The organism is Tsuneonella suprasediminis (genome assembly GCF_003605755.1).
Taxonomy (GTDB): Bacteria; Pseudomonadota; Alphaproteobacteria; order Sphingomonadales; family Sphingomonadaceae; genus Tsuneonella; species Tsuneonella suprasediminis.
The window spans coordinates 146,342-166,754 of record NZ_RAHJ01000021.1; the positions used below are offsets into that span (position 1 = coordinate 146,342).

Consider the following 20,413-nt stretch of genomic DNA (forward strand, 5'->3'; position numbering starts at 1 on the left):
CAACTGGGAAATCGCGCAAATATGGCGCGAAGAAATGCATGGATGTCTGCCCCCGACCCACGAGCCGGGGGCAAAGGCAACGTCAGAGTGCGCCGGCCTTGGCCTGTTCGTAAGCCCACTCGATCCACGGCAGCAGACGTTTCACGTCTTCCTGCTCAACCGTGGCGCCGCACCATACGCGCAGCGACGGCGGGGCATCGCGATAGCCGTTGAAATCGTACCCGACATCGAGCTTTTCCAGCGTCGAGGCGATCTTCTTGGGCAGAGCGGCCTGATCTTCGGCCGACAGCGATTCGTACCAGTCGCCCTGAAACACGAAACACACGCCGGTATTGGTCCGCTGCGCCACATCGGGCACCATGTTGCGGACCCACGGGGTCGCTTCGATCCAGTCGGTCAGTACTTTCGCATTGGCATCGGCCCGCGCGAACAGCGCCTGCCGTCCACCGAGTGCCTGCGCCCATTCGAGAGCGGCGATGTAATCTTCCGTCGCCAGCATCGACGGGGTGTTGATCGTCGCCCCTTCGAAAATACCGCGGTTGATCTTGCCGCCCTTCTTCAGACGAAACAGCTTGGGCAGCGGCCATTCGGGATCGTAGCTTTCGATCCGGTCGATGGCTTTGGGGCTGAGGATCAGCATCCCGTGCTGCGCTTCCGAACCCATCACCTTCTGCCACGAATATGTCGTGGCATCCAGCTTGGCCCAATCCATTTCCTGCGCAAATACCGCGCTGGTGGCATCGTTGATCGTCAGACCGGTGCGGTCGGCAGCGAGCCAGTCGGTATTTGGGATGCGTGCGCCGCTGGTGGTGCCGTTCCACGTAAAGACAACGTCGTTGTCCTGCGGAACCTGCGCGAAATCGGGCAACATGCCGTAATCCGCCTCAAGCACCTGCAGCATCCTGAGCTTCAGTTGCTTGACTGCATCCTGAATCCAGACGTTGCCGAAGCTTTCCCATGCAGCGACAGTGACCGGTCGATCATGGCCCAGCAGGGTCCACATCGCGCATTCGAGCGCGCCGGTGTCCGATGCGGGCATGATGCCGACGAGATAATCGTCGGGCACGCCGAGCATCTCTTTCGACAGGTCGATCGCATATTTCAGACGCGACTTGCCGAGCGACGAGCGATGCGAACGCCCGAGCGATTCGGTCTTGATCTTGTCGAGGGACCAGCCCGGGAACTTAGCCGTGGGACCGGACGAAAAATAAGGGCGCTCAGGCTTGAGCGTCGGTTGTGCAGTCATGTATTCTCTCCTTGCAGAGAGCTCGCGCGGCGTTGGGACCGCGTGGCCCGCTGGCTGCACTAGAGTTGCGCGCAGCCAAGTCAAGCACGCATTAAAGTTATGCGGTAAATGGGTTTAAGGAGCGGTTGAAAACATTGGCGAACTCGCTCTCGCCAAATGTGCCGCGGGCGATTATGGCGCGCCGATGGACGTGACGGACCTACGCATCGCGCTGTTCAGCGGCAACTATGCCATGACAGTGGACGGCGCCAACAAGGCGCTGAATCGGCTGGTGGAATACCTGCTGCGCCAGGGGGCGGCAGTGCGAGTCTATTCCCCGACAATCGCGGAACCGCCGTTCGAACCACAGGGCGATATCGTTTCCCTGCCCTCCCTCGCGATTCCCACCCGCAGCGAATATCGTGTACCAATGGGAATCAACTCGGCGGTACGGCGCGATCTCGATGCGTTCAGGCCCAACGTGCTGCACATCTCGTCACCCGATTTCAGCGCGCGCGAAGCGGCGAAGTGGGCACGCGACCGGAATATTCCGGTCGTCGCCAGCGTCCACACCCGGTTCGAAACCTATCCGCGCTATTACCACCTCGGCTTTATGGAGCCGGTAGTGGAGGGATGGCTGCGGAAACTCTATCGCCGCTGCGACGCGCTGATTACCCCGTCGCAAGGTATGATCGACACGTTGCGCCAGCAGGGGATGAACGACGATATCGGGCTGTGGACCCGCGGGGTCGATCATGCGGTATTCAACGCCGGTCGGCGCGACAACGGCTGGCGCCAGTCACTCGGCATTGCCGACGGTGAAATGGCGGTCGGTTTTCTTGGGCGGCTCGTGCTTGAAAAGGGGCTCGACATCTTTGGGGAGACTATCGTCGAACTGAAAAAGCGCGGCGTTCCGCACAAGGTGTTGATTATCGGTGACGGCCCTGCGCGCAAGGCGTTTGCCGAACTGGTGCCCGATGCCTGCTTCGCCGGTTTCCAGAGCGGCAGCGATCTGGGCCGCGCGGTGGCGGGGATGGACGTGTTGCTCAACCCTTCGGTTACGGAAACGTTCGGTAACGTGACGCTGGAAGCGATGGCTTGCGGAGTGCCTGTCGTCGCCGCGGACGCCACCGGTGCATCGAGCCTGGTGGACGACGGTGTGACCGGATACCTCGTTCCCCCGCGCGATGTGGCGGCCTATGCCGACAAGCTGCAAGCTTATGCCGAAGCCCCCGCCCTGCGCCACGCCCACGGCGCGGCTGGCGCGAAGAAGGCCGAGGCGTTCGAATGGGACGCGATCAATCAGGCCGTGGCCGATACCTATTTGCGGGTGCTGGCAGCGAAAGATGGCGTTGCGGGCTAACGCGGGCTCTGCGGCACCATCTGGCTGTAAGTGAGCTGGCACCCGGCTTAGAGCCAACTCGTTGCCGAACCGCCCCGCCTCTCGTCATTGCGAGGAGCCGTAGGCGACGTGGCAATCCATGGGCCGCCCTCGCCCCACCCGCAACCGTTGTAATGGGAGGGACGCCGGGTGGAAGCTCGTCACACGAAGACACGAAGGCACGGAGTGGGTTTGGCCTGGAGGTAGATGTCTCACTGCCGATGCTCGGCCAATACTATCACCCATCCCCCCGTTCCCTCGTCATTGCGAGGAGTTGCAGGCGACGTGGCAATCCATGAGCCGCACCTCGCCCATCTCACAGCCGCCGCGATGAGCCGGACCGCTGGGTGAAAGCGTGTCACACGAAGGCGCGAAGACACTAAGTGGATTTGGTTCGGGAGGAGGGGGCTGCCCAATCGCCCCTGCCCCTTCTCCCCCTCCCTCGTCATTGCGAGGAGCCGTAGGCGACGTGGCAATCCAAGGACCATACCTCGCCCCCTCACAACCGACGCGATGAGCGGGACCGTCGCACAATGGATTGCGTCACTGCGTCCGCAATGACGAAAGGACTGGTGCGTTTCAGAGGCAAACGTCACCCCGGGCACCGAGCCGGAGTCCCACTTCCCCCTGCCGCGTAACGGCACAGAGACCGCCCGGTTTCCTACACCCGTCCCGGCAGCCATAACCGCGCGATGCGAGCGCCCCGTTTCACCCCCACCTGCCCCCTTTGGATAACGCATTTCGAAGTCCACAGACGCGATCCGCAAAAGCGGCGCAACCCATTGGGATTGCGCCGCTACTTGCGAAAAGTCACACATTTCAAAACTTGCGGGAGCGGTCCATGTCTCCCCCCCCGCAATGTCAGCTATCGCGCCAGTCGAATGCCAGCGGCGCTTCACGAAATGCGAAACGGTCGAGGTGGCGGGCGACCGCCCCTTTCAGCGTCTCCAGTTGCCCCGGCTCGCTGGCATCGACCGTGCAGTCGAGCGTCTGCGCGGTGGCGACGAAGGTCACCACAGCATCGCCAGCCCAGCTCGCTCCGCGCGCATCCTTGGGAAACACCACCGTCCCGTGCCCCTTATCGAAGGTCACCGTCAGGTTGTGCTGCCAGTGCTTGCAAAGCTGCTGGAGGTACTTCGACCCATGCTCGGTCGGGACCGCTGCCGTGCTGATCGACCGGTTCACAGGCGCTCGATCCGCTTGGCCACCTCGTCGATCAGATCGACGATCTGGTTGGTCGTGTCCGTATCGAGTTGCCCGGTCCGCGCCCGGTTCTTCAGGACCGTGGCCAGATTGCCCATCGCGCGCGATATCTGCGGCGAGCGGCCTTGCTCGCTCTGTTCGGCCAGCTTGCCCAGCCGTTCGAACAGCGCGGCAACTTCGTCTGCCTTGTCGGCCAGTTCGGCGCGCCCTTCGTCGGTGGCGAGGAAGGCCTTGCGCGGGGTGTCATCGCCCTGCTCTGCGATCAGGCCTTCATCGGCCAGCATCTGCAATGTCGGGTAAACCGCACCGGGACTGGGCGCATAGCTGCCGCCAGTCACATCCTCGATAGCCTTTATCAGCTCGTAACCGTGACGCGGTTCGTCAGCGAGGAGCTTGAGCAATGCCAATCGCAATTCGCCCTGCCCGAACATGCGCCCGCGCCGGTGGCGCCCGCGGCCGCCAAAACGGCCACCGCCGCCGCCAAACGGCCCGTCGCGCCCAAATGGACCTTCCTGACCGAACGGCCCCTCACCCCCGAACGGTCCGCCGGGGCCGAACATACGGCCGAATTCGCCACCATTGTGTCGGCATCCATACCTGTGATGATGTCTCATAGAATAAGTTCCTTTCATGATGCATCACGATATATCTTAGAAAAGTCGATATACAAGACCCCCTCGCCAAAAAAGCGCCCCGCCCCTATCTCTCCTTTCGCAATGTCCGACCTGTTCGCCGCCGATCCGCCCCAAGGCACCGCCCCCGATGAACCGCGCGAGGACGCGCCGTTGGCCGATCGCCTGCGCCCGCGTTCGCTGAGCCAGGTAATCGGGCAGGAGCACCTGACCGGGCCGGAAGGGCCGATCGGGCGGATGGTCGCAGCGGGCAAACTGTCGAGCATGATCCTGTGGGGGCCGCCCGGCACCGGCAAAACCAGCACCGCACGGCTGCTGGCCGATGCCGTGGGGATGCGTTTCGAATCGGTCAGCGCGGTATTTTCCGGGGTGGCCGACCTCAAGAAAGCCTTCGCCGCCGCCGACCGCGCAGCGGAAGCGGGGCAGCGCACTCTGTTGTTCGTGGACGAAATCCATCGTTTCAACAGGGCACAGCAGGATGGCTTCCTGCCATTTGTTGAACGCGGCACAGTCACGCTGGTGGGCGCGACCACCGAGAACCCCAGCTTCGAACTCAACGCCGCGTTGCTCAGCCGCGCGCAAGTGCTGATCCTCCACCGGCTCGATGCCAATGCGCTGGAGAAGCTGCTGGCGCGGGCGGAAGAACTCGAGGGGCCCCTGCCGCTGACCGACGACGCGCGCGGCGCGCTGATCGCCAGCGCCGATGGTGACGGGCGCTTCCTGCTCAATCAGGCGGAAACGCTCTATTCGGCGCGGATAACCGAGCCACTCGATCCGGCGGGCCTCGGCCAGTTCCTCCAGCGCCGCGTCGCGGTGTACGACAAGAACCGGGAGGGGCATTACAACCTCATCTCGGCACTGCACAAATCGGTGCGCGGGTCCGATCCGCAGGCGGCGCTGTACTATCTGGCCCGAATGCTAGTGGCGGGCGAAGACCCGCTGTTCGTGCTGCGGCGACTGGTGCGAATGGCGGTGGAGGATATCGGGCTGGCCGATCCGCAGGCCCTGCACCAATGCCTCGCCGCGAAGGACGCTTACGAATTCCTCGGCTCGCCGGAGGGGGAACTGGCCATCGCGCAGGCCTGCATCTACCTCGCCACTGCCCCCAAGTCGGTCGGCGCGTACAAGGCGCAGAAGGCCGCGTGGAAAAGCGCGAAGGAAACCGGCAGCCTGATGCCGCCTCAGAACATCCTTAACGCCCCCACCAAGCTGATGAAAGATGTCGGATACGGCAAAGGCTATCAATACGACCCCGATACCGAAGATGGCTTCTCCGGCGCGAATTACTGGCCCGAAGAGATGGAGCCGCAAACGTACTATGTCCCGGTAGAGCGCGGCTTCGAACGTGAGATCAGGAAACGACTCGATTACTGGGACAAACTGCGGCGAGAGCGTCAGGGGTGAGCGACGGCCTGAGCAATGCGGTGATCGCGCCGGGTCGGTTCAAACACTTCCTCGCAATCGACTGGTCGGGTGCGGTCGGCAAGCGGCAACCGGGCATCGCACTGGCGATTGCCCACGGCGATGGCGGCCCGCCGGTGCTTGTCGATCCGGGCCGCGGATGGAGCCGGAGCGAGGTGCTGGCGATCCTGCGCGATGCCCTGCCGCCCGATACACTGGTGGGGATGGACCTCGGCATCGCCCTGCCCTTTGCCGATGCGGGCGCGTTCTTCCCAGGCTGGGAGCATAGCCCGGCCGACGCCAGGGCGCTGTGGGCATTGGTGGATGCAATCTGCGCGGAGGACGAGAACCTCGCCGCCAGCGCATTCGTCCGACACCCCGAAGCGGCGCGATATTTCCGCCATTCGAAGGAGCATGTGGGCGACCGGTTCCACTTGCCCGATGCCGCCACCCGCGAAGGCCGCTTCCGCCGCGCCGAACATGCCCAGCGCGCGCAAGGGGTCCGGCCCGTCAGCAACTTCAACCTCGTCGGCGCGGCGCAAGTGGGCAAATCGACGCTGACGGGGATGCGCCTGCTCCATCATTTGCGCGGGCACGTACCGGTGTGGCCGGTCGATCCGCTGCCCGCCACAGGTTCGGTGATCGTGGAAATGTACACCTCCATCGCCGCGCAAGGTGCCGGAGTGCGAAAAGGGGCCAGCAAGATCCGCACGGTGGAGGCGCTCAACGAAGCGCTGGCGCGGCTCGACTGCGCGCCGGTGCGAGGTAGCGGCGCGATTGACGATCATTCCTCCGATGCACTGGTCACCGCCGCATGGCTCCGCACTGTGGCGCACGATCCAGGTTACTGGAATCCGGCGGGTCTGACCCCGAAAATCGCCCGCACCGAAGGCTGGACCTTCGGCGCCCGCTAAGCCAGACTGCCCGGAACGACTCCGGAGAAGACTTCCATGAAACGCATCCTGCTTGCCGCCACCGCCAGCCTTGCACTCGGCGCGTGTGCCACTGTGCCTGCGGACACCGCCACCACTCCGCCGGTACAAGCGGATGCCGCGCAATCGTGGGACCGGTTCACTCAGGCAACGGTGAAGCGGATGTTCGAAATCGACCCGGCCTTCGCGGTTTATCAGGGCGATCACGATTACGACGGCAAGCTGCCCGACTGGAGCGAGGCGGGACTGAACGCACGCGCCGCCTTCCTGAAACAGACGATTGCCGATGCCAATGCCTTCACCGGTTTGAGCAAGGATCAGGCGTTCGAGCGCGACTATCTCGTTTCCGTCCTGCGGGGGCAGTTGTTTTGGCTGACCGATGCAGATGCGCCGCATAGCAATCCCACCTGGTATATCGGCGGCGGGCTGGACCCGAACGTCTATGTCAGCCGCAACTATGCCGACAAGGCGACGCGGATGAAGGCGATGATCGCGTTCTTCGACGGCATTCCGAAAGCCGCCGCACATATCCGCGCCAATCTCCGCACACCTCTGCCTAAGAGCTTCGTCGAGATGGGCATTGCCGGGTTTGGCGGCTTCGCCGATTACTACAAGGGCGATGCCCGCGCCGCCTTCGCCGATGTCGATGATCCGGCATTGCAGGCTCAGTTCAGGGCCTCATCCGAAAAGGCATCGCAGGCAATGGCTGCCCTGCGCGACTGGATGATCGCTGAAAAGCCGAAAGCGACGACCGATTTCGCTTTGGGCGCGGCGAAGTTCAGCCGAATGCTGAAGGCAACCGAACTGGTCGATATTCCATTGGATCAACTGGAAACAGTTGCGCGCGACGATCTTGCCCGCAACCGGGCCGCTGTGAAAACCGCCTGTGCTGAATATGCCCCCGGCAAATCGGTGCCCGACTGCTTTGCTCAGATGAATGCGGACAAGCCCGCCGACGGCCCGGTGGCGGAAGCCCGTCGGCAAATTCCCGAACTGACTGCCTTTGTGAAGCAGCACGATCTCGTGACTATTCCGGGCACCGAACAGGCATTGGTGGAAGAAAGCCCGCCGTACAACCGGCAGAACAGCGCCTATATCGATCCGCCGGGGCCGTTCGAGAAAGGCGTGCCATCGATCTACTACATCTCGCCGCCCGATCCGGCGTGGTCGAAGGAAGTGCAGCAGGCCTATATCCCCGGAAAGGACGATCTGCTGTTCACCTCGGTCCATGAAGTGATGCCGGGTCATTTCGTGCAATTCCTCCACTCCAACCGCTCGCCTTCGCTGATCGGGCGGCTGTTCGTCGGCTATGGCTTTGCCGAAGGATGGGCGCACTATACCGAAGAGATGATGTGGGAAGCCGGGCTCGGCGCAGGCAAGCCGGAGGTGCATATCGGCCAGCTCAGCAACGCGTTGCTGCGCGATTGCCGGTTCATTTCCGCCATCGGGCTGCACACGCAGGGCATGACTCAGGAACAGTCGAAGAAACTGTTTATGGATCAATGCTATCAGGATGAAGGCAATGCCGCACAACAGGCCGCGCGCGGGACATACGATCCCGAATATCTCAACTACACGCTGAACAAACTGCTGATCCGCAAACTGCGTGACGACTGGACAGCAAGCCGTGGCGGACGGGCCGCGTGGAAGCAGTTTCACGACACCTTCCTCAGCTACGGCGGGCCGCCCGTGCCGCTGGTGCGCCAGTCGATGATGGAAGAAAAAACGCCAAAGACCGTGTTCTGATCGCAAGACCCTCTGGACCTTTGCCGACGAGTACGGCAAAGGCCCACCGCCTACACGGCACGCCGGCTTAGCTCAGTTGGTAGAGCACCTGATTTGTAATCAGGGGGCCGCGGGTTCGAATCCTGCAGCCGGCACCATTTTCAACAAGTCAATCTGGCGACACGCTACTCGCAGCCGATCCCGTCGTTATCGCGATCGAGATGGCGAGCATATCCCGGATCGCCTCGGCGGACGGGTGCCGCCCCTGCAGCACGAGCGGCGGCGCAGTTCGGATAGTACACGTCCCCCTTCCGCTGCACCGGCTTCTGCGACTTTCCTGCATTTGGACCACGGTGGCAGTGGCGCCCGCCGTTCTTGCGATCACGATGGCAACCATCAGCGGCAAGGCCACCGGGATGCGCCTCTATCGGTGTGGCCCATATGACCAATACCGCAACGAGCGGTGAAAGTGCCCGCATCATCCCTCCCCAAGAAGTTTTACACCCACGCAATCACTGTAACATATTAATTGTGATGGGACGACCACAATATCCGGACAAGTAAGGGTAAGTGCTCACTAATTGATGACAGTATTGCCAGTCAGTTAACTCTTGGCTAATCCATACCCACCTTAGAACAGGGTGGGGGTTTCACTGATGATCAAGCAATGCACTTATCTGGCCGCATGCCTCGCGGCGGCGTGGGCTGGCAGCGCCAATGCACAAGAGGTCCGCTTTCCCGGCTTGCGGATCGAAGCGGTCGGCGGTCTCGACATTACCGGGGCGAAGCTGGCGTATGAAGACACGGCTTTTCCGGCTGATAACTTCGCAGTAACCGAAGACACCAACGGCGCCGTCTTCGGCTTTGGCATTGGGTATGACGCCCCCATTGGACAAGGCACATATGTCGGCATCGAAGGCGGATACGAATGGTCCGACAACGAACGGTGTGAGGCGGTTTATGGCGGTGATTCCGCGTGCTTTTCGCTGAAGCGGAACTATTTTGTTGGCGTTCGCGGAGGCGGTCGGCTGTCGAGCGCGGCTCTGGCCTATGGCGGTATCGCTTATGTGAATGGCAAGGGAGAAGTAAGCTATTCCGACCCCGCCGCCCCCGGAGACAACTTCGCCTATTCCGACAATCGCGGCGGATACCGGGTCAGTCTGGGCGTGGAACAGCGGTTAGGGAAGAATGTCTACGGCAAGATCGAATACCGATACACCGATTACGCCGACTACACGTACACCAGCGGCACCGAAACGGCGACGCTCAGCTTCGATCGCAATCAGGTCATCGCTGGGGTGGGGATGCGATTCTAAACGAAATGGGCAAGGGGCGCGGCCTCGTACCGTCACGCCCCTTGCCGATAATATCACGCGGGAGTGAGAAGAACTCCCAACCTCACCGGGCGATAAGGCTCCCGCTGATCGGGTAGCTCACCGAGGCCACCGCCCTTCTTCTGCACGAGGAAAGGCGCTGACTGTGCCGAGATCAGATGTTGTTCAGGCCCATTTCGAGGTCTGCGATAATGTCGTCGATATGTTCGATACCGACGGATATCCGCACGACATCCGGCCCTGCCCCGGCGGCGATCAGTTCGTCGCCTTCAAGCTGGCTGTGCGTGGTGGAGGCGGGGTGGATGATGAGCGAGCGGGTGTCGCCGATATTCGCGAGATGGCTGAACAGTTTCACGCTGGACACCAGCTTCACACCCGCTTCGAAGCCGCCTTTCACCCCGAAGGTGAAGACCGCGCCGCCCCGACCTCCGAGGTATTTGTCCGCAAGGGGTTTGTAGCGATTGCCTTCCAGCCCGGCATAGGAAACCCATTCAATTTTTTCGTGCCGTTCCAGCCATTTGGCGACTGCCAGCGCGTTGTCGCAATGCCGTTCCATCCGCAAGGCCAGCGTTTCCATACCGGTGAGCGCGAGCCATGCGTTCTGCGGGGCCATCGCCGGCCCCAGATCGCGTAGTCCCAGAACCCGGCAGGCGGTGATGAAGGCAATCGGCCCGACCGGTTCCAGCGCATCGACCAGCACCGCGCCGTGATACGACCCGTTGGGTTGCGTCAGACTGGGGAACTTGTGCGCCTGCGCCCTCCAGTCGAACCGGCCCGAATCGACGATTACCCCGCCGATCGAATTGCCATGACCGTTGAGGAACTTGGTGGTCGAGTGCGTTACGATATCCGCGCCGTGTTCGAACGGGCGGCACAGGATCGGGCTGGCCATCGTATTGTCGACGATCAGCGGCACACCGCCATCATGGGCGATATCCGCAATCGCCGCGATATCGGTGACGACGCCACCGGGATTGGCGAGGCTTTCGATGAAGACACAGCGGGTCTTGTCGTCGATCGCAGCGCGCACATTCTCCGGGTCATCGACATCGACGAAGCGGGTTTCCCAGCCGAACTTGCGAAATGCCTCGCCCATCTGATTGAGCGAGCCGCCATAAAGCTTGCGCGCGGCAACGATATTGCACCCCGGTTCCATCAGGGTGTGGAAGGCAACCAATTGCGCTGCATGTCCGCTGGCCACGCCGAGTGCACCGACACCGCCCTCCAGCGCCGCGATCTTCTTCTCCAGCACGTCATTCGTGGGGTTCATGATCCGCGAATAGATATTGCCGAACTGCTTGAGTGCGAACAGATCCGCGGCATGTTCGGCATTGTCGAACACATAGCTTGCCGTCTGGTAGATGGGCGTGATCCGCGCATTGGTCGTCGGATCGGGTTCGCATCCGGCATGCACAGTCATCGTTTCGAGTTTCAAATCAGCCATCGTGTATCCCATCCGGTATGTTATCGAAGTTGCAAGTATCGGTTATCGCACAGGTGTGAGACGAACGCTCATCCCCGCCCGCGATAAGGGGCAACGCCCTGATCGGGCACCCACAGCCCGTCTGGAACAGGGCCGGTCTGCCAGAATACGTCAATCGGAATGCCGCCACGCGGGAACCAGTATCCGCCGATCCGCAGCCATTTGGGCTGCATCTCTCCGCGCAGGCGATGGCCAATGCCGACAGTCACATCTTCGTGAAATCCCGCATGATTGCGAAAGCTGGCGAGATAGAGCTTGAGGCTTTTCGATTCGACAATCGTTTCGTCGGGCGCGTAATCGATCACGATGTGGGCGAAATCGGGCTGCCCCGTGACCGGGCACAGCGACGTGAATTCGGGCGCGGTAAAGCGCACGCAATACAGCGATCCACGGCGCGGATTGGGTACATAATCGAGGTTCGCCTCGTCAGGGGAAGCGGGAAGCGGGCTGTTCTGGCCCAGATGCAGGGTTTCGGGTGTGTCGCTCATGCCGCGCATCTGGCGTGAATCTTAGCGACAGGCAAGCATACGGTGGACTTGTGCGGTTCAATCCTTATTCAGCGCCAGCCCGCAATTTCGCGCGGCGATCGCTTGAAATGAAAACCAAAACGCTCCTTTCCGGCATTTGTGCTCTGCTTGTCTCCACCTCGGCTGTGGCGCAGCAGGCGAATCTGCCGCCTCCGTCGCCGGGCGATTTCAGCTTGCCTCCCGCGCCGACTCCGACGCCGACCGATGTGCAGGGGCCGGTCGATCCGGATGCGCCGTTCGCCACCCAGCCGCGCGCACCCACTCCGACGCCCAGCCCGACACCGGCCCCGACGCCTGCCCCGACTCCGGCACCCAGGCCGACACCGACTCGCTCTCCGGTTGAACCGACCGGCACATCGCTGCCCCCCCGGTTCACCCCGGCACCGACTACGCAGCCGAGCGATATCCCCGGATCCGCCGCCAACGCCGCGACCGATGAGATTTCCGATCAGGGCGACAGCAGCGATACGACGATAGGCGCGTTGCCAGCGACTACGGCGCCCGACGCATCGCCTTCCGTGGCGCCCCAGCAAACCGACAGTGAAAGCAGCGGCGACAATGTCTGGCTATTCGCGCTGCTCGGCGCTCTCGGGCTGGCTGCGGCAGCGGGTGGGGCCTTGGCATTGCGCCGCCGCAAGAGCGCCGAATCGGTCCCGCTGATCGAGCCTCCGAAAGTCGCTTCAACGCCCAGCCCTCCACCGCCCAGTCCTCCGGCTCCCAGTCCCCCATCGCCAGAGCCTTCGTCCGATCAGGCGACGATTGGCGCAGTCGTCGCCAAAACGGTCAAGGCCCGGCCAGACGCAATATCCGTCCCACGCAACACGAAGCCCGCACAGACCTCCGCCGCTCTGCCCGCAATCGATGCGGTGCCGATTTCGCTCAGCCGCAGCATGATGAATGCCACGCTGACGTTCGAGCTGGTCGTCACCAACCGCAGCGGACGACGGATCGACGGTGTCTCGCTGGAGGCCGATCTGGTCAGCGCGCACGGGCGCGAACCGGCGGAACGTCAGCTGGCCGACCCGGCCACGCCACTGGTCGCACTGGACAGCACCGGACCCATCGACGCAGGCGAAAGCTGCACGATCCGTGGCGAAGTGCGCCTGCCGGTCCCGCAAATCCGCCCGCTCGGCAATTCGCCTGACAGGCCCTATATTCCGTTGCTGCGGGTGCGCGCGCTCCTCGGCGGCGAAGCGCCGATGGCGCGGACATATGTTGTCGGCAAAGTTTCGCCCAGCCAGCGCACACGGGTCTTGCCGTTCCTGCTGTCCGACATGCCGCAGGTTCACACCGATATCGGGTTCAAGCCGCTCGACTGATCGCGCACGGGGCGCTACCCTTGCCGGTATATGGATAGTCTTGTTTCGACCGACTGGCTGGCGCACGAACTCGGCGCTGGCGATCTCGTTATCCTCGACGCTTCGGCGCATATCCCGGCTACCGGGCGGGACGCGGCTGCGGAATTCGCCGCGGAACACATTCCGGGTGCGCGGTTTCTCGATCTACGCAGCCTGACCAATCCCGCTTCGCCCACACTATCGGCCGTGCCCAGCGCAGAACAGTTTGCCGAACGGATGGGCGCGCTGGGTATCCAGCCCGGCAGCAGGATCGTGCTGTATGACGATAGCTCCGCGAAAACCGCGTGTCGCGCGTGGTTCATCATGCATATGAACGGCACAGCAAATGTCGCGATACTCGATGGGGGAATGCCGAAATGGCGCTGCGAAGGCCGCCCCCTCGAAAGCGGCGCGGTTTCCCCGGTATCGTGCGACTATCCTATACCGGTGCAAACGCCGGAAAAGGTGCGAAGCAAAGCCCACATGCTGGCCAATTGCGCCAGCCACGCCGAACAGGTGATCGACGCCCGCGATGCAGGCCGCTTCACCGCCCAGACCATCGATACGGTCCACAATCTGCCCGGTGGCCACATCCCCGGCGCACGAAACCTGTGTTATGCCGAACTCTATAACGAAGACGGAACCCTGCGCGATGACGATGAACTGCGCGCCCGGTTTATCAATGCCGGTGTCGATCTGGATGCCCCGATCATTACCAGTTGCGGCAGCGGGGTGACGGCATCGTCGCTGCTGTTTGCGCTCGACCGGCTCGGCAAAACCGACTTCGCGCTTTACGATGGAAGCTGGAGCGAATGGGGCGCTGACCCCGCCACTCCCAAGGAAACAGGGTACGCAGCCTGACAATGGCCAAAGACTCGAAACGCAATCTCAAACCCGCCACGCGCGTAGTCACCGGGGGGCGCCGTGCCGAATGGACCGGTGCCGTGGTCAGCCCACCGGTCTGGCGCGCCAGCACGCACCTGTATGAAAACACGGCTGCGCTGGAACAGGGTAAGAAAGGCAACGCCGACGGGCGGTTCTTCTATGGCCGTCGCGGTGCGCCGACCCAATGGGCGCTGGCCGACGCGCTGACAGAAATTGAGCCGGGCGCAGCGGGCACAGTGCTCTACCCCAGCGGTGTGGCCGCGATTGCCGGGGCGCTGATGGCGGTGCTGAAACCCGGCGATGTCCTGCTGGTGACCGACAATGCCTATGACCCGACGCGTTCGATGGCGACCGGATTGCTCAAACGGTTCGGGGTAGAGGCGCGGTTCTTCGACCCGCTCGATATCGCCGGCTTTCCCGATGCATTCTGCGACCGCACCCGCGCGGTGATGCTGGAAAGCCCCGGCAGCCTGACGATGGAGGTCTGCGACGTCCCTGCCCTTACCGCGATTGCGCGGGACAAGGGCGCGGTCAGCCTGATCGATAACACATGGGCCAGTTCGCTGGGGTTTACCGCACTCGAACACGGCTGCGATATCGCGATCATGGCGCTGACCAAGCACGTCGGTGGCCATTCGGACCTGATGATGGGGAGCGCCAGCGCAGCTGAGCCGTGGCATAGCCGCCTGCGTCAGACCGCACAGGCACTGGGCCATGTCGTCTCGCCCGACGATGCTGCGCTCGCCGCGCGCGGGTTGCGTACTATGGCGCTGCGGCTGAAACAGGGCACCGAAAGCGCGCTGCGGATCGCAACATGGCTCTCCGCCCGCCCCGAGGTTGCCCGTGTTCTGTGCCCGATGTTACCCGGATCGCCGGGCCACGCGATCTGGGAGCGGGACTTTACCGGTGGCTGCGGTTTGTTCAGCTTCCTGTTGGCCGATGCTGACGAGGCCGGACGTGCGCGGTTCATCGATGCGCTGGAATTGTTCGGCATAGGATATTCGTGGGGCGGGTTTGAAAGTCTTGCCATTCCGTTCGATCCGGCACCCAATCGCAGTGCTACCCCCTGGCCGCCAACCGGATGGGCGGGTGACAAAGCGCTTGGAATCCGGCTATCCATCGGGCTCGAAGATACCGACGACCTGCTCGCCGACCTTGAGCGGGCATTTGCTGCGATGGAGAACCGATGATCGACTTGCTTGCCGCTGCCGCCGGTTCGGTCGCCAAGGCGACCGGGGCCGCTAAAGATGCGGCAAGCGACGTAGCGAGCGATGTTGCAAGCAGCGCCCCCAGCCCTGCAGAGCTGGACGAAGCGGGCGTAAGGGCCGCCGATGGCCTGAAAGAAGCGGTCGGGGAAAAGAGCCGCACCATCGGGGACATCATCCAGTCGCTCGACAGTATTTCGATCGATCTGGGAAAGTTTCACCTTTCGCTGTGGGACGCCATCGTCGTGATGATGGTGATCGTCGGCGTCTATATGCTGGCGTGGTTTTCCAGCCGCGGCGCACGCGCCATGCTCCGGCGGATGACCCGCCTCGACCTGACGCAGCGGCTGCTGGCGGAAAAGCTGGTGTCCATCGCGGTGTGGGGCATCGCCTTCCTGCTTGGGATCGATATCCTCGGCATCGATCTGACTGCGCTGGCGGTATTCTCGGGCGCATTCGGCCTCGCGATTGGTTTCGGGTTACAGAAAACCTTCGGCAACCTGATCGCCGGGATCATCCTGCTGATGGATCGGTCGATCAAACCGGGCGATGTCATCGTAATCGCCGATGCTGCGGGCAATTCGACATCGGGCCAGATCCGCAAGATCGGCATCCGCGCCGTCTCTCTGGTAACCCGCGATCAGAAAGAATATCTGATTCCAAACGAAAACCTGATGGTCAATCAGGTGGAAAACTGGTCCTACTCGTCGAAGAACGTGCGGATACAGGTGCCGGTCGGCGTATCGTATAACTGCGATATCGCACTGGCGGAAAAGCTGATGCTGGAAGCTGCGAAGAGCGTTCCGCGGGTTCTCAAGACCCCTCCGCCCGTCGTGTGGCTGGATGCCTATGGCGACAGTTCGGTCAACTTCATCGTCCATTGCTGGATTTCCGACCCGGAAGAGGGCGTTGGCAATATCCGATCGCAAGTACTTAAAAACCTTTGGAATCTTCTGGCCGATAACGAGATCGAAATCCCCTTCCCACAACGCGACCTCAATTTGCGGGACAACGAACAGTTCCAGCAACTGGTGGCCGCCATCGCCCAGCGCGTCAAAGAATAGAGCGCTCGCGCGCCTGCCATTCCGATGGGGACGACGTTCAATGCTGGCATAGTTACGCTTCGCGACCGGGTAACGGAGCTTTCAAAAACTTTGCTTGCCGACCGGACATGGTTTCTCGGTGGCGCGTATGAAGCGACGCAGCCATTTGGCATCGCATGGAAAAAATCGGCACAGTCTATCTCGTCGGCGCGGGACCGGGTGATCCCGACCTGTTGACCGTGCGCGCTGCGCGGCTGATCGAACGGGCGGAAATTCTGGTGCACGACGGGCTGATCGAACCCGCCGTGCTCGCCCTCGCCCCCCTGTCTGCGAAGCGGATATCGGTCGCCAAACGGCGGGCGCATCATACGCTACCACAGGAAGATATCTGCGCCCTGCTGGTGCGCGAGGCGCTGGCAGGCCGCGATGTCGTGCGGCTGAAGGGCGGCGATCCGTTCGTATTCGGGCGCGGTGGTGAGGAGGCGGAGGCTTGCCGCGCCGCCGGGGTTCCGGTGTCTGTCGTGCCCGGCATCAGCGCCGCCAATGGTGCCGCAGCGGCAACGCAGATCGCGCTGACCCACCGCGACGCCGCCAGCGTGGTCAGCTTCGTCGCCGGCCAGTGCAAAGGACTGTCCGATCAGGACTGGGCCGGGCTGGCGGGCAAAGGACGCACGCTGGTGATCTACATGGGCGTGAAAACCGCGCCTGCCATCGCGGAAAAGCTGATGGGCGATGGTCTCGCCCCCGATATGCCGCTGGCCATTATCGAAAACGCCTGCCGCCCGCAGATGCGCGTGCTGCGCGGGCCGCTGGCCGCTCTGCCCGATCTGGTCGAACGCGAACGGGTGCAAAGCCCGGCGCTGATCGTGATCGGGGAAGTCACCGCGCGCGAAGATAGCGCGCTCGCCACTATCGCGCTGGAGGCGCAGCAATGAAAATCGTTACCGGAAACGACCTGAAAACCGGCGCAGTCACCTGGTGGACCGGCAGCGACTGGTCGATCCATGTCGATGATGCCGTCGACGCGGGCGATCAGGCCGAAACCATCGCCGCACGCGAAGAAGCCGCGCGCAACGTCAACTCCCCTTATGTGATCGAAGCGGTGGCCGATGCCGATGGCAAAGTCCGCCCCGCCCACATCAAGGACCGCATCCGCGCGCTCGGCCCCACCGTGCGCCCCGACCTTACTCTCAAGCCGGCCGACCCCACTGCGGGCAACTGGGTGATCTGATGTACAAATACGACCAATACGATCAGGCGATGGTGGATGCCCGCGTCGCGGAATTCCGCGATCAGGTGCGCCGCCGCATCGAAGGCCGCATTACCGAAGACCAGTTCAAGCCGCTGCGGCTGCAGAACGGGCTCTATCTCCAGCTCCACGCCTATATGCTGCGGGTGGCGGTGCCGTATAGCACGCTCAGTTCCGCGCAGATGCATGCGCTGGCCGATATCGCGGACAAGTATGACCGCGGATACGGGCACTTCACCACCCGGCAGAACATTCAATATAACTGGATCAAGCTGGAAGACACGCCCGACATTCTCGCTGATCTGGCGAAAGTGGAAATGCATGCGATCCAGACCAGCGGCAACTGCATCCGCAATATCAGTTCGGATCATTACGCGGGCGCCACGGCGGACGAGCTGATCGATCCGCGCCCTTATGCCGAACTGCTGCGCCAATGGTCGAGCTTCCACCCGGAATTCCTCGCTCTGCCGCGCAAGTTCAAGATCTGCGTGATCGCCAGCGAGGCCGACCGGGCGGCGATGAAGCTGCACGATATCGGTATCCGCATCGTGAAGAACGACAGCGGAGAGATCGGCGCGGCATTCTATGTCGGTGGCGGCATGGGCCGCACCCCGATGATCGCGCCGTGCATCAACCCGTTCGTCCCGCTCGATCAGCTGGTGACATATTGCGAGGCGTGCCTGCGGGTTTACAACCGCTATGGCCGCCGCGACAACAAGTACAAGGCGCGGATCAAGATCCTCGTCCACGAACTGGGTGCAGCGGAATATACCCGGCAAGTGGAAGAAGAATTCGCCCACCTGCAAACACAGGATATCGAACCCCCGCTGGCCGAGCTGGAGCGTATCTCCACATATTTCGCCCCGCCCGCGTTCGAAACCGGGTTGAGCGAGGAAATCGACCGGTCGGACCCCGATTTCGCGCTGTGGGTCGATACCAACACCGTGCCGCATAAGGCACCCGGCTATGTCTCCGCGGTCATCAGCCTGAAGCCGGTGGGCGGCATCCCCGGCGATGCCAGTGCCGAACAGATGCACCTGATCGCTGACCTGACGAAGCAGTACAGCTTCGACGAATGCCGGGTGACCCACACGCAGAACATCGTGTTGCCCCATGTGAAGAAGGCCGATCTCCACGCGCTGTGGACCGCGCTGGAGGCGGCCGGGCTTGGCGCTGCCAACCTCGACCGCGTGGGCGATATCATCGCCTGCCCCGGCCTCGATTATTGCAGCCTTGCCAATGCCCGCTCGATCCCGGTCGCGCAGAAGATTTCGGAACGCCTGTCGCCCAGATCGGCGGAACTGGGCGAACTGAAAGTGAAGATCAGCGGCTGCATCAACGCCTGCGGCCATCACCATGCCGGCCACATCGGTGTGCTGGGCGTCGATAAGAAGGGGGTTGAAAACTACCAGCTCCTGCTCGGCGGAAGCGAGGCCGACGATACGTCGCTCGGCAAAATTACCGGCCCCGGCTTCGACGAAGCGGGGATTGTCGATGCCGTGGAAAAGGCCACCGAAGTATATCTGGCGCAACGCACCGACGGCGAACGCTTCCTCGACACCTATCGCCGCATTGGCATCAATCCTTTCAAAGAGGCGCTTTATGGCTGATCTGCTGCGTTTTCGCGATGACGAGCCGGTCGATCACCCGGCGGTGACGGTCGATGCCTATCTCGAACAAAGCAATGCCGCCGCTGTACGGATCGAACCGGGCGACGATGCCCGTGCGCTGATCCCGCATCTGGACGGGTTGCGACTGGTCGAGATCAATTTCCCCGCCTTCACCGACGGGCGCGGCTATTCCGCGGCACGCATCCTGCGCGAGGCGGGTTATACCGGCGAAATGCGCGCGGTGGGCGATGTGCTGGTCGATCAGCTTTCAGCCATGCGCCGCTGCGGCTTCGATGCGTTCGAGCCCGACAAACCGTTCGACGAAGAAGAAGCGAAAGCCGCGCTGGCAACCTGGCCGCAAGTCTATCAGACCGCCGCCGACGGGCGCGCGCCGATCTGGAAACTGCGTCATGGCTGAAGCCGATCCCATCCGCCTGCGCGACCGGATCGACACAGGTGCGCGCTATACCGATGAAGATGCGATCACGCTCAATCGCCGGTTTCGCGGCGCGGATACCCGCGCGCTGCTCGATGCCGTGCTCAACGAAGGCATTGCCGGGCGGGTTGCAGCGGTTTCCAGCTTCGGCGCGGAAAGCGCGGTGTTGTTGCATCAGGTGGCGCAAGTCGCGCCCAACACGCCTGTGCTGTTCCTCGACACGGGCAAACATTTCCCCGAAACGATTGCCTATCGCGATGAACTGGTGGCACGCCTTGGACTGACCAATCTGGTTATTCTGGAACCCGATCCGGCCGATCTGGCAGCACGGGACGAATCCGGGCTGCGCTGGTCTTACGACCCCGATGGTTGCTGCGAAATCCGCAAAGTCCGCCCGCTGGAAAAAGCGCTGGCGCGGTTCGATGCCTCGCTGACCGGGCGCAAGGCCTTTCAGTCGAGCACCCGCGCTATGCTGCCGCGGTTCGAAATCGATACCGCCGATGCGCTGGGGCGGCTGAAGATCAACCCGCTGATCGACTGGCGGGCCGATGCGCTGGCCGCCTATATAGCGGAACACGATCTGCCGCCGCACCCGCTGGTGGCACAGGGATACCCCTCCATCGGTTGCTCCCCCTGCACCAGCAAAGTCGCACCGGGCGAAGACCCGCGTTCGGGCCGCTGGAAAGGGTGGGACAAGACCGAATGCGGCATTCATTCACCCGCACAGCCCGGCACCGATGGCGATCTGCCGCCGGGTTACGAGCCCGCTTTCTGATCTTCCCGCTGTTCCGGCGTGATCGATCCG

20 protein-coding genes and 1 tRNA gene are annotated in these 20,413 nt (G+C 62.6%); 15 read left to right on the top strand and 6 right to left on the bottom strand.

Annotated elements, in window-relative coordinates:
- Positions 1-82: 82 nt before the first annotated feature.
- Positions 83-1,246 carry a phosphoserine transaminase gene (locus D6858_RS13690; RefSeq protein ID WP_120111697.1) on the bottom strand — a complete coding sequence of 388 codons (1,164 nt, stop codon included), beginning with the start codon at positions 1,244-1,246 and terminating at the stop codon, positions 83-85.
- 184 nt (positions 1,247-1,430) lie between these two features.
- Here D6858_RS13690 and D6858_RS13695 point away from each other — a divergent pair, with 184 nt between their 5' ends.
- Positions 1,431-2,588, top strand: a complete 1,158-nt coding sequence (locus tag D6858_RS13695) for a glycosyltransferase family 4 protein (RefSeq protein WP_120111700.1) — start codon at positions 1,431-1,433, stop codon at positions 2,586-2,588.
- Between the two features lie 879 nt (positions 2,589-3,467).
- Here D6858_RS13695 and D6858_RS13700 read toward each other — a convergent pair.
- Positions 3,468-3,791 (bottom strand): DUF2218 domain-containing protein, encoded by a 324-nt coding sequence (locus tag D6858_RS13700; RefSeq protein WP_120111702.1) that lies wholly within the window; start codon positions 3,789-3,791, stop codon positions 3,468-3,470.
- Complete coding sequence (locus D6858_RS13705) at positions 3,788-4,423, bottom strand: PadR family transcriptional regulator (protein WP_225081709.1); 636 nt, start codon at positions 4,421-4,423, stop codon at positions 3,788-3,790. The genes D6858_RS13700 and D6858_RS13705 overlap by 4 nt, the downstream gene beginning before the upstream one ends.
- A 102-nt stretch (positions 4,424-4,525) precedes the next feature.
- On the opposite strand from D6858_RS13705, the gene D6858_RS13710 reads away from it, so the two are divergent.
- The 4 genes from D6858_RS13710 to D6858_RS13725 all read left to right on the top strand — a co-directional run bounded on the left by D6858_RS13710 (position 4,526) and on the right by D6858_RS13725 (position 8,657).
- On the top strand, positions 4,526-5,845 hold the full coding sequence (locus tag D6858_RS13710; protein ID WP_120111710.1) for a replication-associated recombination protein A: 1,320 nt from the start codon (positions 4,526-4,528) through the stop codon (positions 5,843-5,845).
- A complete protein-coding gene (locus D6858_RS13715; RefSeq protein ID WP_420823838.1) occupies positions 5,842-6,756 on the top strand; it encodes a hypothetical protein in 915 nt (304 codons plus the stop codon). The genes D6858_RS13710 and D6858_RS13715 overlap by 4 nt, the downstream gene beginning before the upstream one ends.
- 36 nt (positions 6,757-6,792) lie before the next feature.
- Complete coding sequence (locus tag D6858_RS13720) at positions 6,793-8,520, top strand: DUF885 domain-containing protein (RefSeq protein ID WP_120111714.1); 1,728 nt, start codon at positions 6,793-6,795, stop codon at positions 8,518-8,520.
- 61 nt (positions 8,521-8,581) lie between these two features.
- Positions 8,582-8,657 (top strand) — tRNA-Thr (locus D6858_RS13725).
- A 27-nt stretch (positions 8,658-8,684) separates the two neighbouring features.
- On the opposite strand, the gene D6858_RS13730 is transcribed toward D6858_RS13725, so the two are convergent.
- Positions 8,685-8,981 (bottom strand): excalibur calcium-binding domain-containing protein, encoded by a 297-nt coding sequence (locus D6858_RS13730; protein WP_198591829.1) that lies wholly within the window; start codon positions 8,979-8,981, stop codon positions 8,685-8,687.
- Positions 8,982-9,155: 174 nt separating this feature from the next.
- Between D6858_RS13730 and D6858_RS13735 the strand changes: the two genes are divergently transcribed.
- Entirely contained in the window at positions 9,156-9,815 is a 660-nt protein-coding gene (locus tag D6858_RS13735) for an outer membrane protein (RefSeq protein ID WP_120111718.1), read from the top strand.
- A gap of 172 nt (positions 9,816-9,987) precedes the next feature.
- Here the strand turns inward: D6858_RS13735 and D6858_RS13740 are convergent, their stop codons facing one another.
- Together D6858_RS13740 and queF are read right to left on the bottom strand one after the other, a co-directional pair.
- Positions 9,988-11,277: an O-acetylhomoserine aminocarboxypropyltransferase gene (locus tag D6858_RS13740; RefSeq protein WP_120111962.1), complete on the bottom strand. Its 1,290-nt coding sequence runs from the start codon at positions 11,275-11,277 to the stop codon at positions 9,988-9,990.
- Between the two features lie 68 nt (positions 11,278-11,345).
- Entirely contained in the window at positions 11,346-11,804 is a 459-nt protein-coding gene (queF, locus tag D6858_RS13745) for a preQ(1) synthase (RefSeq protein WP_120111965.1), read from the bottom strand.
- A 107-nt stretch (positions 11,805-11,911) separates the two neighbouring features.
- On the opposite strand from queF, the gene D6858_RS15980 reads away from it, so the two are divergent.
- The 9 genes from D6858_RS15980 (at position 11,912) to D6858_RS13790 (ending at position 20,383) form a co-directional block, all read left to right on the top strand.
- Entirely contained in the window at positions 11,912-13,162 is a 1,251-nt protein-coding gene (locus D6858_RS15980; RefSeq protein WP_120111722.1) for a hypothetical protein, read from the top strand.
- 30 nt (positions 13,163-13,192) lie between these two features.
- Positions 13,193-14,041 carry a sulfurtransferase gene (locus D6858_RS13755; protein ID WP_120111726.1) on the top strand — a complete coding sequence of 283 codons (849 nt, stop codon included), beginning with the start codon at positions 13,193-13,195 and terminating at the stop codon, positions 14,039-14,041.
- 2 nt (positions 14,042-14,043) lie between these two features.
- The gene (gene metC / locus D6858_RS13760) at positions 14,044-15,255 is read left to right on the top strand and encodes a cystathionine beta-lyase (protein ID WP_120111729.1); all 1,212 of its coding nucleotides are present in this window, start codon (positions 14,044-14,046) and stop codon (positions 15,253-15,255) included.
- A complete protein-coding gene (locus tag D6858_RS13765; protein ID WP_120111733.1) occupies positions 15,252-16,334 on the top strand; it encodes a mechanosensitive ion channel family protein in 1,083 nt (360 codons plus the stop codon). The genes metC and D6858_RS13765 overlap by 4 nt, the downstream gene beginning before the upstream one ends.
- Before the next feature lie 155 nt (positions 16,335-16,489).
- On the top strand, positions 16,490-17,248 hold the full coding sequence (cobA, locus tag D6858_RS13770) for a uroporphyrinogen-III C-methyltransferase (RefSeq protein WP_120111735.1): 759 nt from the start codon (positions 16,490-16,492) through the stop codon (positions 17,246-17,248).
- Entirely contained in the window at positions 17,245-17,544 is a 300-nt protein-coding gene (locus D6858_RS13775) for a DUF2849 domain-containing protein (RefSeq protein WP_120111738.1), read from the top strand. Before cobA ends, D6858_RS13775 begins: the two co-directional genes overlap by 4 nt.
- Complete coding sequence (locus tag D6858_RS13780; RefSeq protein ID WP_120111742.1) at positions 17,544-19,172, top strand: nitrite/sulfite reductase; 1,629 nt, start codon at positions 17,544-17,546, stop codon at positions 19,170-19,172. Before D6858_RS13775 ends, D6858_RS13780 begins: the two co-directional genes overlap by 1 nt.
- Positions 19,165-19,590: a DUF934 domain-containing protein gene (locus tag D6858_RS13785; RefSeq protein WP_120111745.1), complete on the top strand. Its 426-nt coding sequence runs from the start codon at positions 19,165-19,167 to the stop codon at positions 19,588-19,590. Before D6858_RS13780 ends, D6858_RS13785 begins: the two co-directional genes overlap by 8 nt.
- Positions 19,583-20,383: a phosphoadenylyl-sulfate reductase gene (locus tag D6858_RS13790; protein ID WP_120111748.1), complete on the top strand. Its 801-nt coding sequence runs from the start codon at positions 19,583-19,585 to the stop codon at positions 20,381-20,383. Before D6858_RS13785 ends, D6858_RS13790 begins: the two co-directional genes overlap by 8 nt.
- Positions 20,384-20,413 lie beyond the last annotated feature (30 nt).

Coding starts and splice junctions, on each gene's coding strand:
- D6858_RS13775 (WP_120111738.1), top strand. CDS start 17,245: ATGAAAATCGTTACCGGAAACGACCTGAAAACCGGCGCAGTCACCTGG.
- D6858_RS13695 (WP_120111700.1), top strand. CDS start 1,431: ATGGACGTGACGGACCTACGCATCGCGCTGTTCAGCGGCAACTATGCC.
- metC (WP_120111729.1), top strand. CDS start 14,044: ATGGCCAAAGACTCGAAACGCAATCTCAAACCCGCCACGCGCGTAGTC.
- D6858_RS13765 (WP_120111733.1), top strand. CDS start 15,252: ATGATCGACTTGCTTGCCGCTGCCGCCGGTTCGGTCGCCAAGGCGACC.
- D6858_RS13790 (WP_120111748.1), top strand. CDS start 19,583: ATGGCTGAAGCCGATCCCATCCGCCTGCGCGACCGGATCGACACAGGT.
- D6858_RS13710 (WP_120111710.1), top strand. CDS start 4,526: ATGTCCGACCTGTTCGCCGCCGATCCGCCCCAAGGCACCGCCCCCGAT.
- D6858_RS13735 (WP_120111718.1), top strand. CDS start 9,156: ATGATCAAGCAATGCACTTATCTGGCCGCATGCCTCGCGGCGGCGTGG.
- D6858_RS13755 (WP_120111726.1), top strand. CDS start 13,193: ATGGATAGTCTTGTTTCGACCGACTGGCTGGCGCACGAACTCGGCGCT.
- D6858_RS13705 (WP_225081709.1), bottom strand. CDS start 4,423: ATGAGACATCATCACAGGTATGGATGCCGACACAATGGTGGCGAATTC.
- D6858_RS13720 (WP_120111714.1), top strand. CDS start 6,793: ATGAAACGCATCCTGCTTGCCGCCACCGCCAGCCTTGCACTCGGCGCG.
- D6858_RS13690 (WP_120111697.1), bottom strand. CDS start 1,246: ATGACTGCACAACCGACGCTCAAGCCTGAGCGCCCTTATTTTTCGTCC.
- D6858_RS13740 (WP_120111962.1), bottom strand. CDS start 11,277: ATGGCTGATTTGAAACTCGAAACGATGACTGTGCATGCCGGATGCGAA.
- queF (WP_120111965.1), bottom strand. CDS start 11,804: ATGAGCGACACACCCGAAACCCTGCATCTGGGCCAGAACAGCCCGCTT.
- D6858_RS15980 (WP_120111722.1), top strand. CDS start 11,912: ATGAAAACCAAAACGCTCCTTTCCGGCATTTGTGCTCTGCTTGTCTCC.
- D6858_RS13780 (WP_120111742.1), top strand. CDS start 17,544: ATGTACAAATACGACCAATACGATCAGGCGATGGTGGATGCCCGCGTC.
- D6858_RS13785 (WP_120111745.1), top strand. CDS start 19,165: ATGGCTGATCTGCTGCGTTTTCGCGATGACGAGCCGGTCGATCACCCG.
- cobA (WP_120111735.1), top strand. CDS start 16,490: ATGGAAAAAATCGGCACAGTCTATCTCGTCGGCGCGGGACCGGGTGAT.
- D6858_RS13730 (WP_198591829.1), bottom strand. CDS start 8,981: ATGATGCGGGCACTTTCACCGCTCGTTGCGGTATTGGTCATATGGGCC.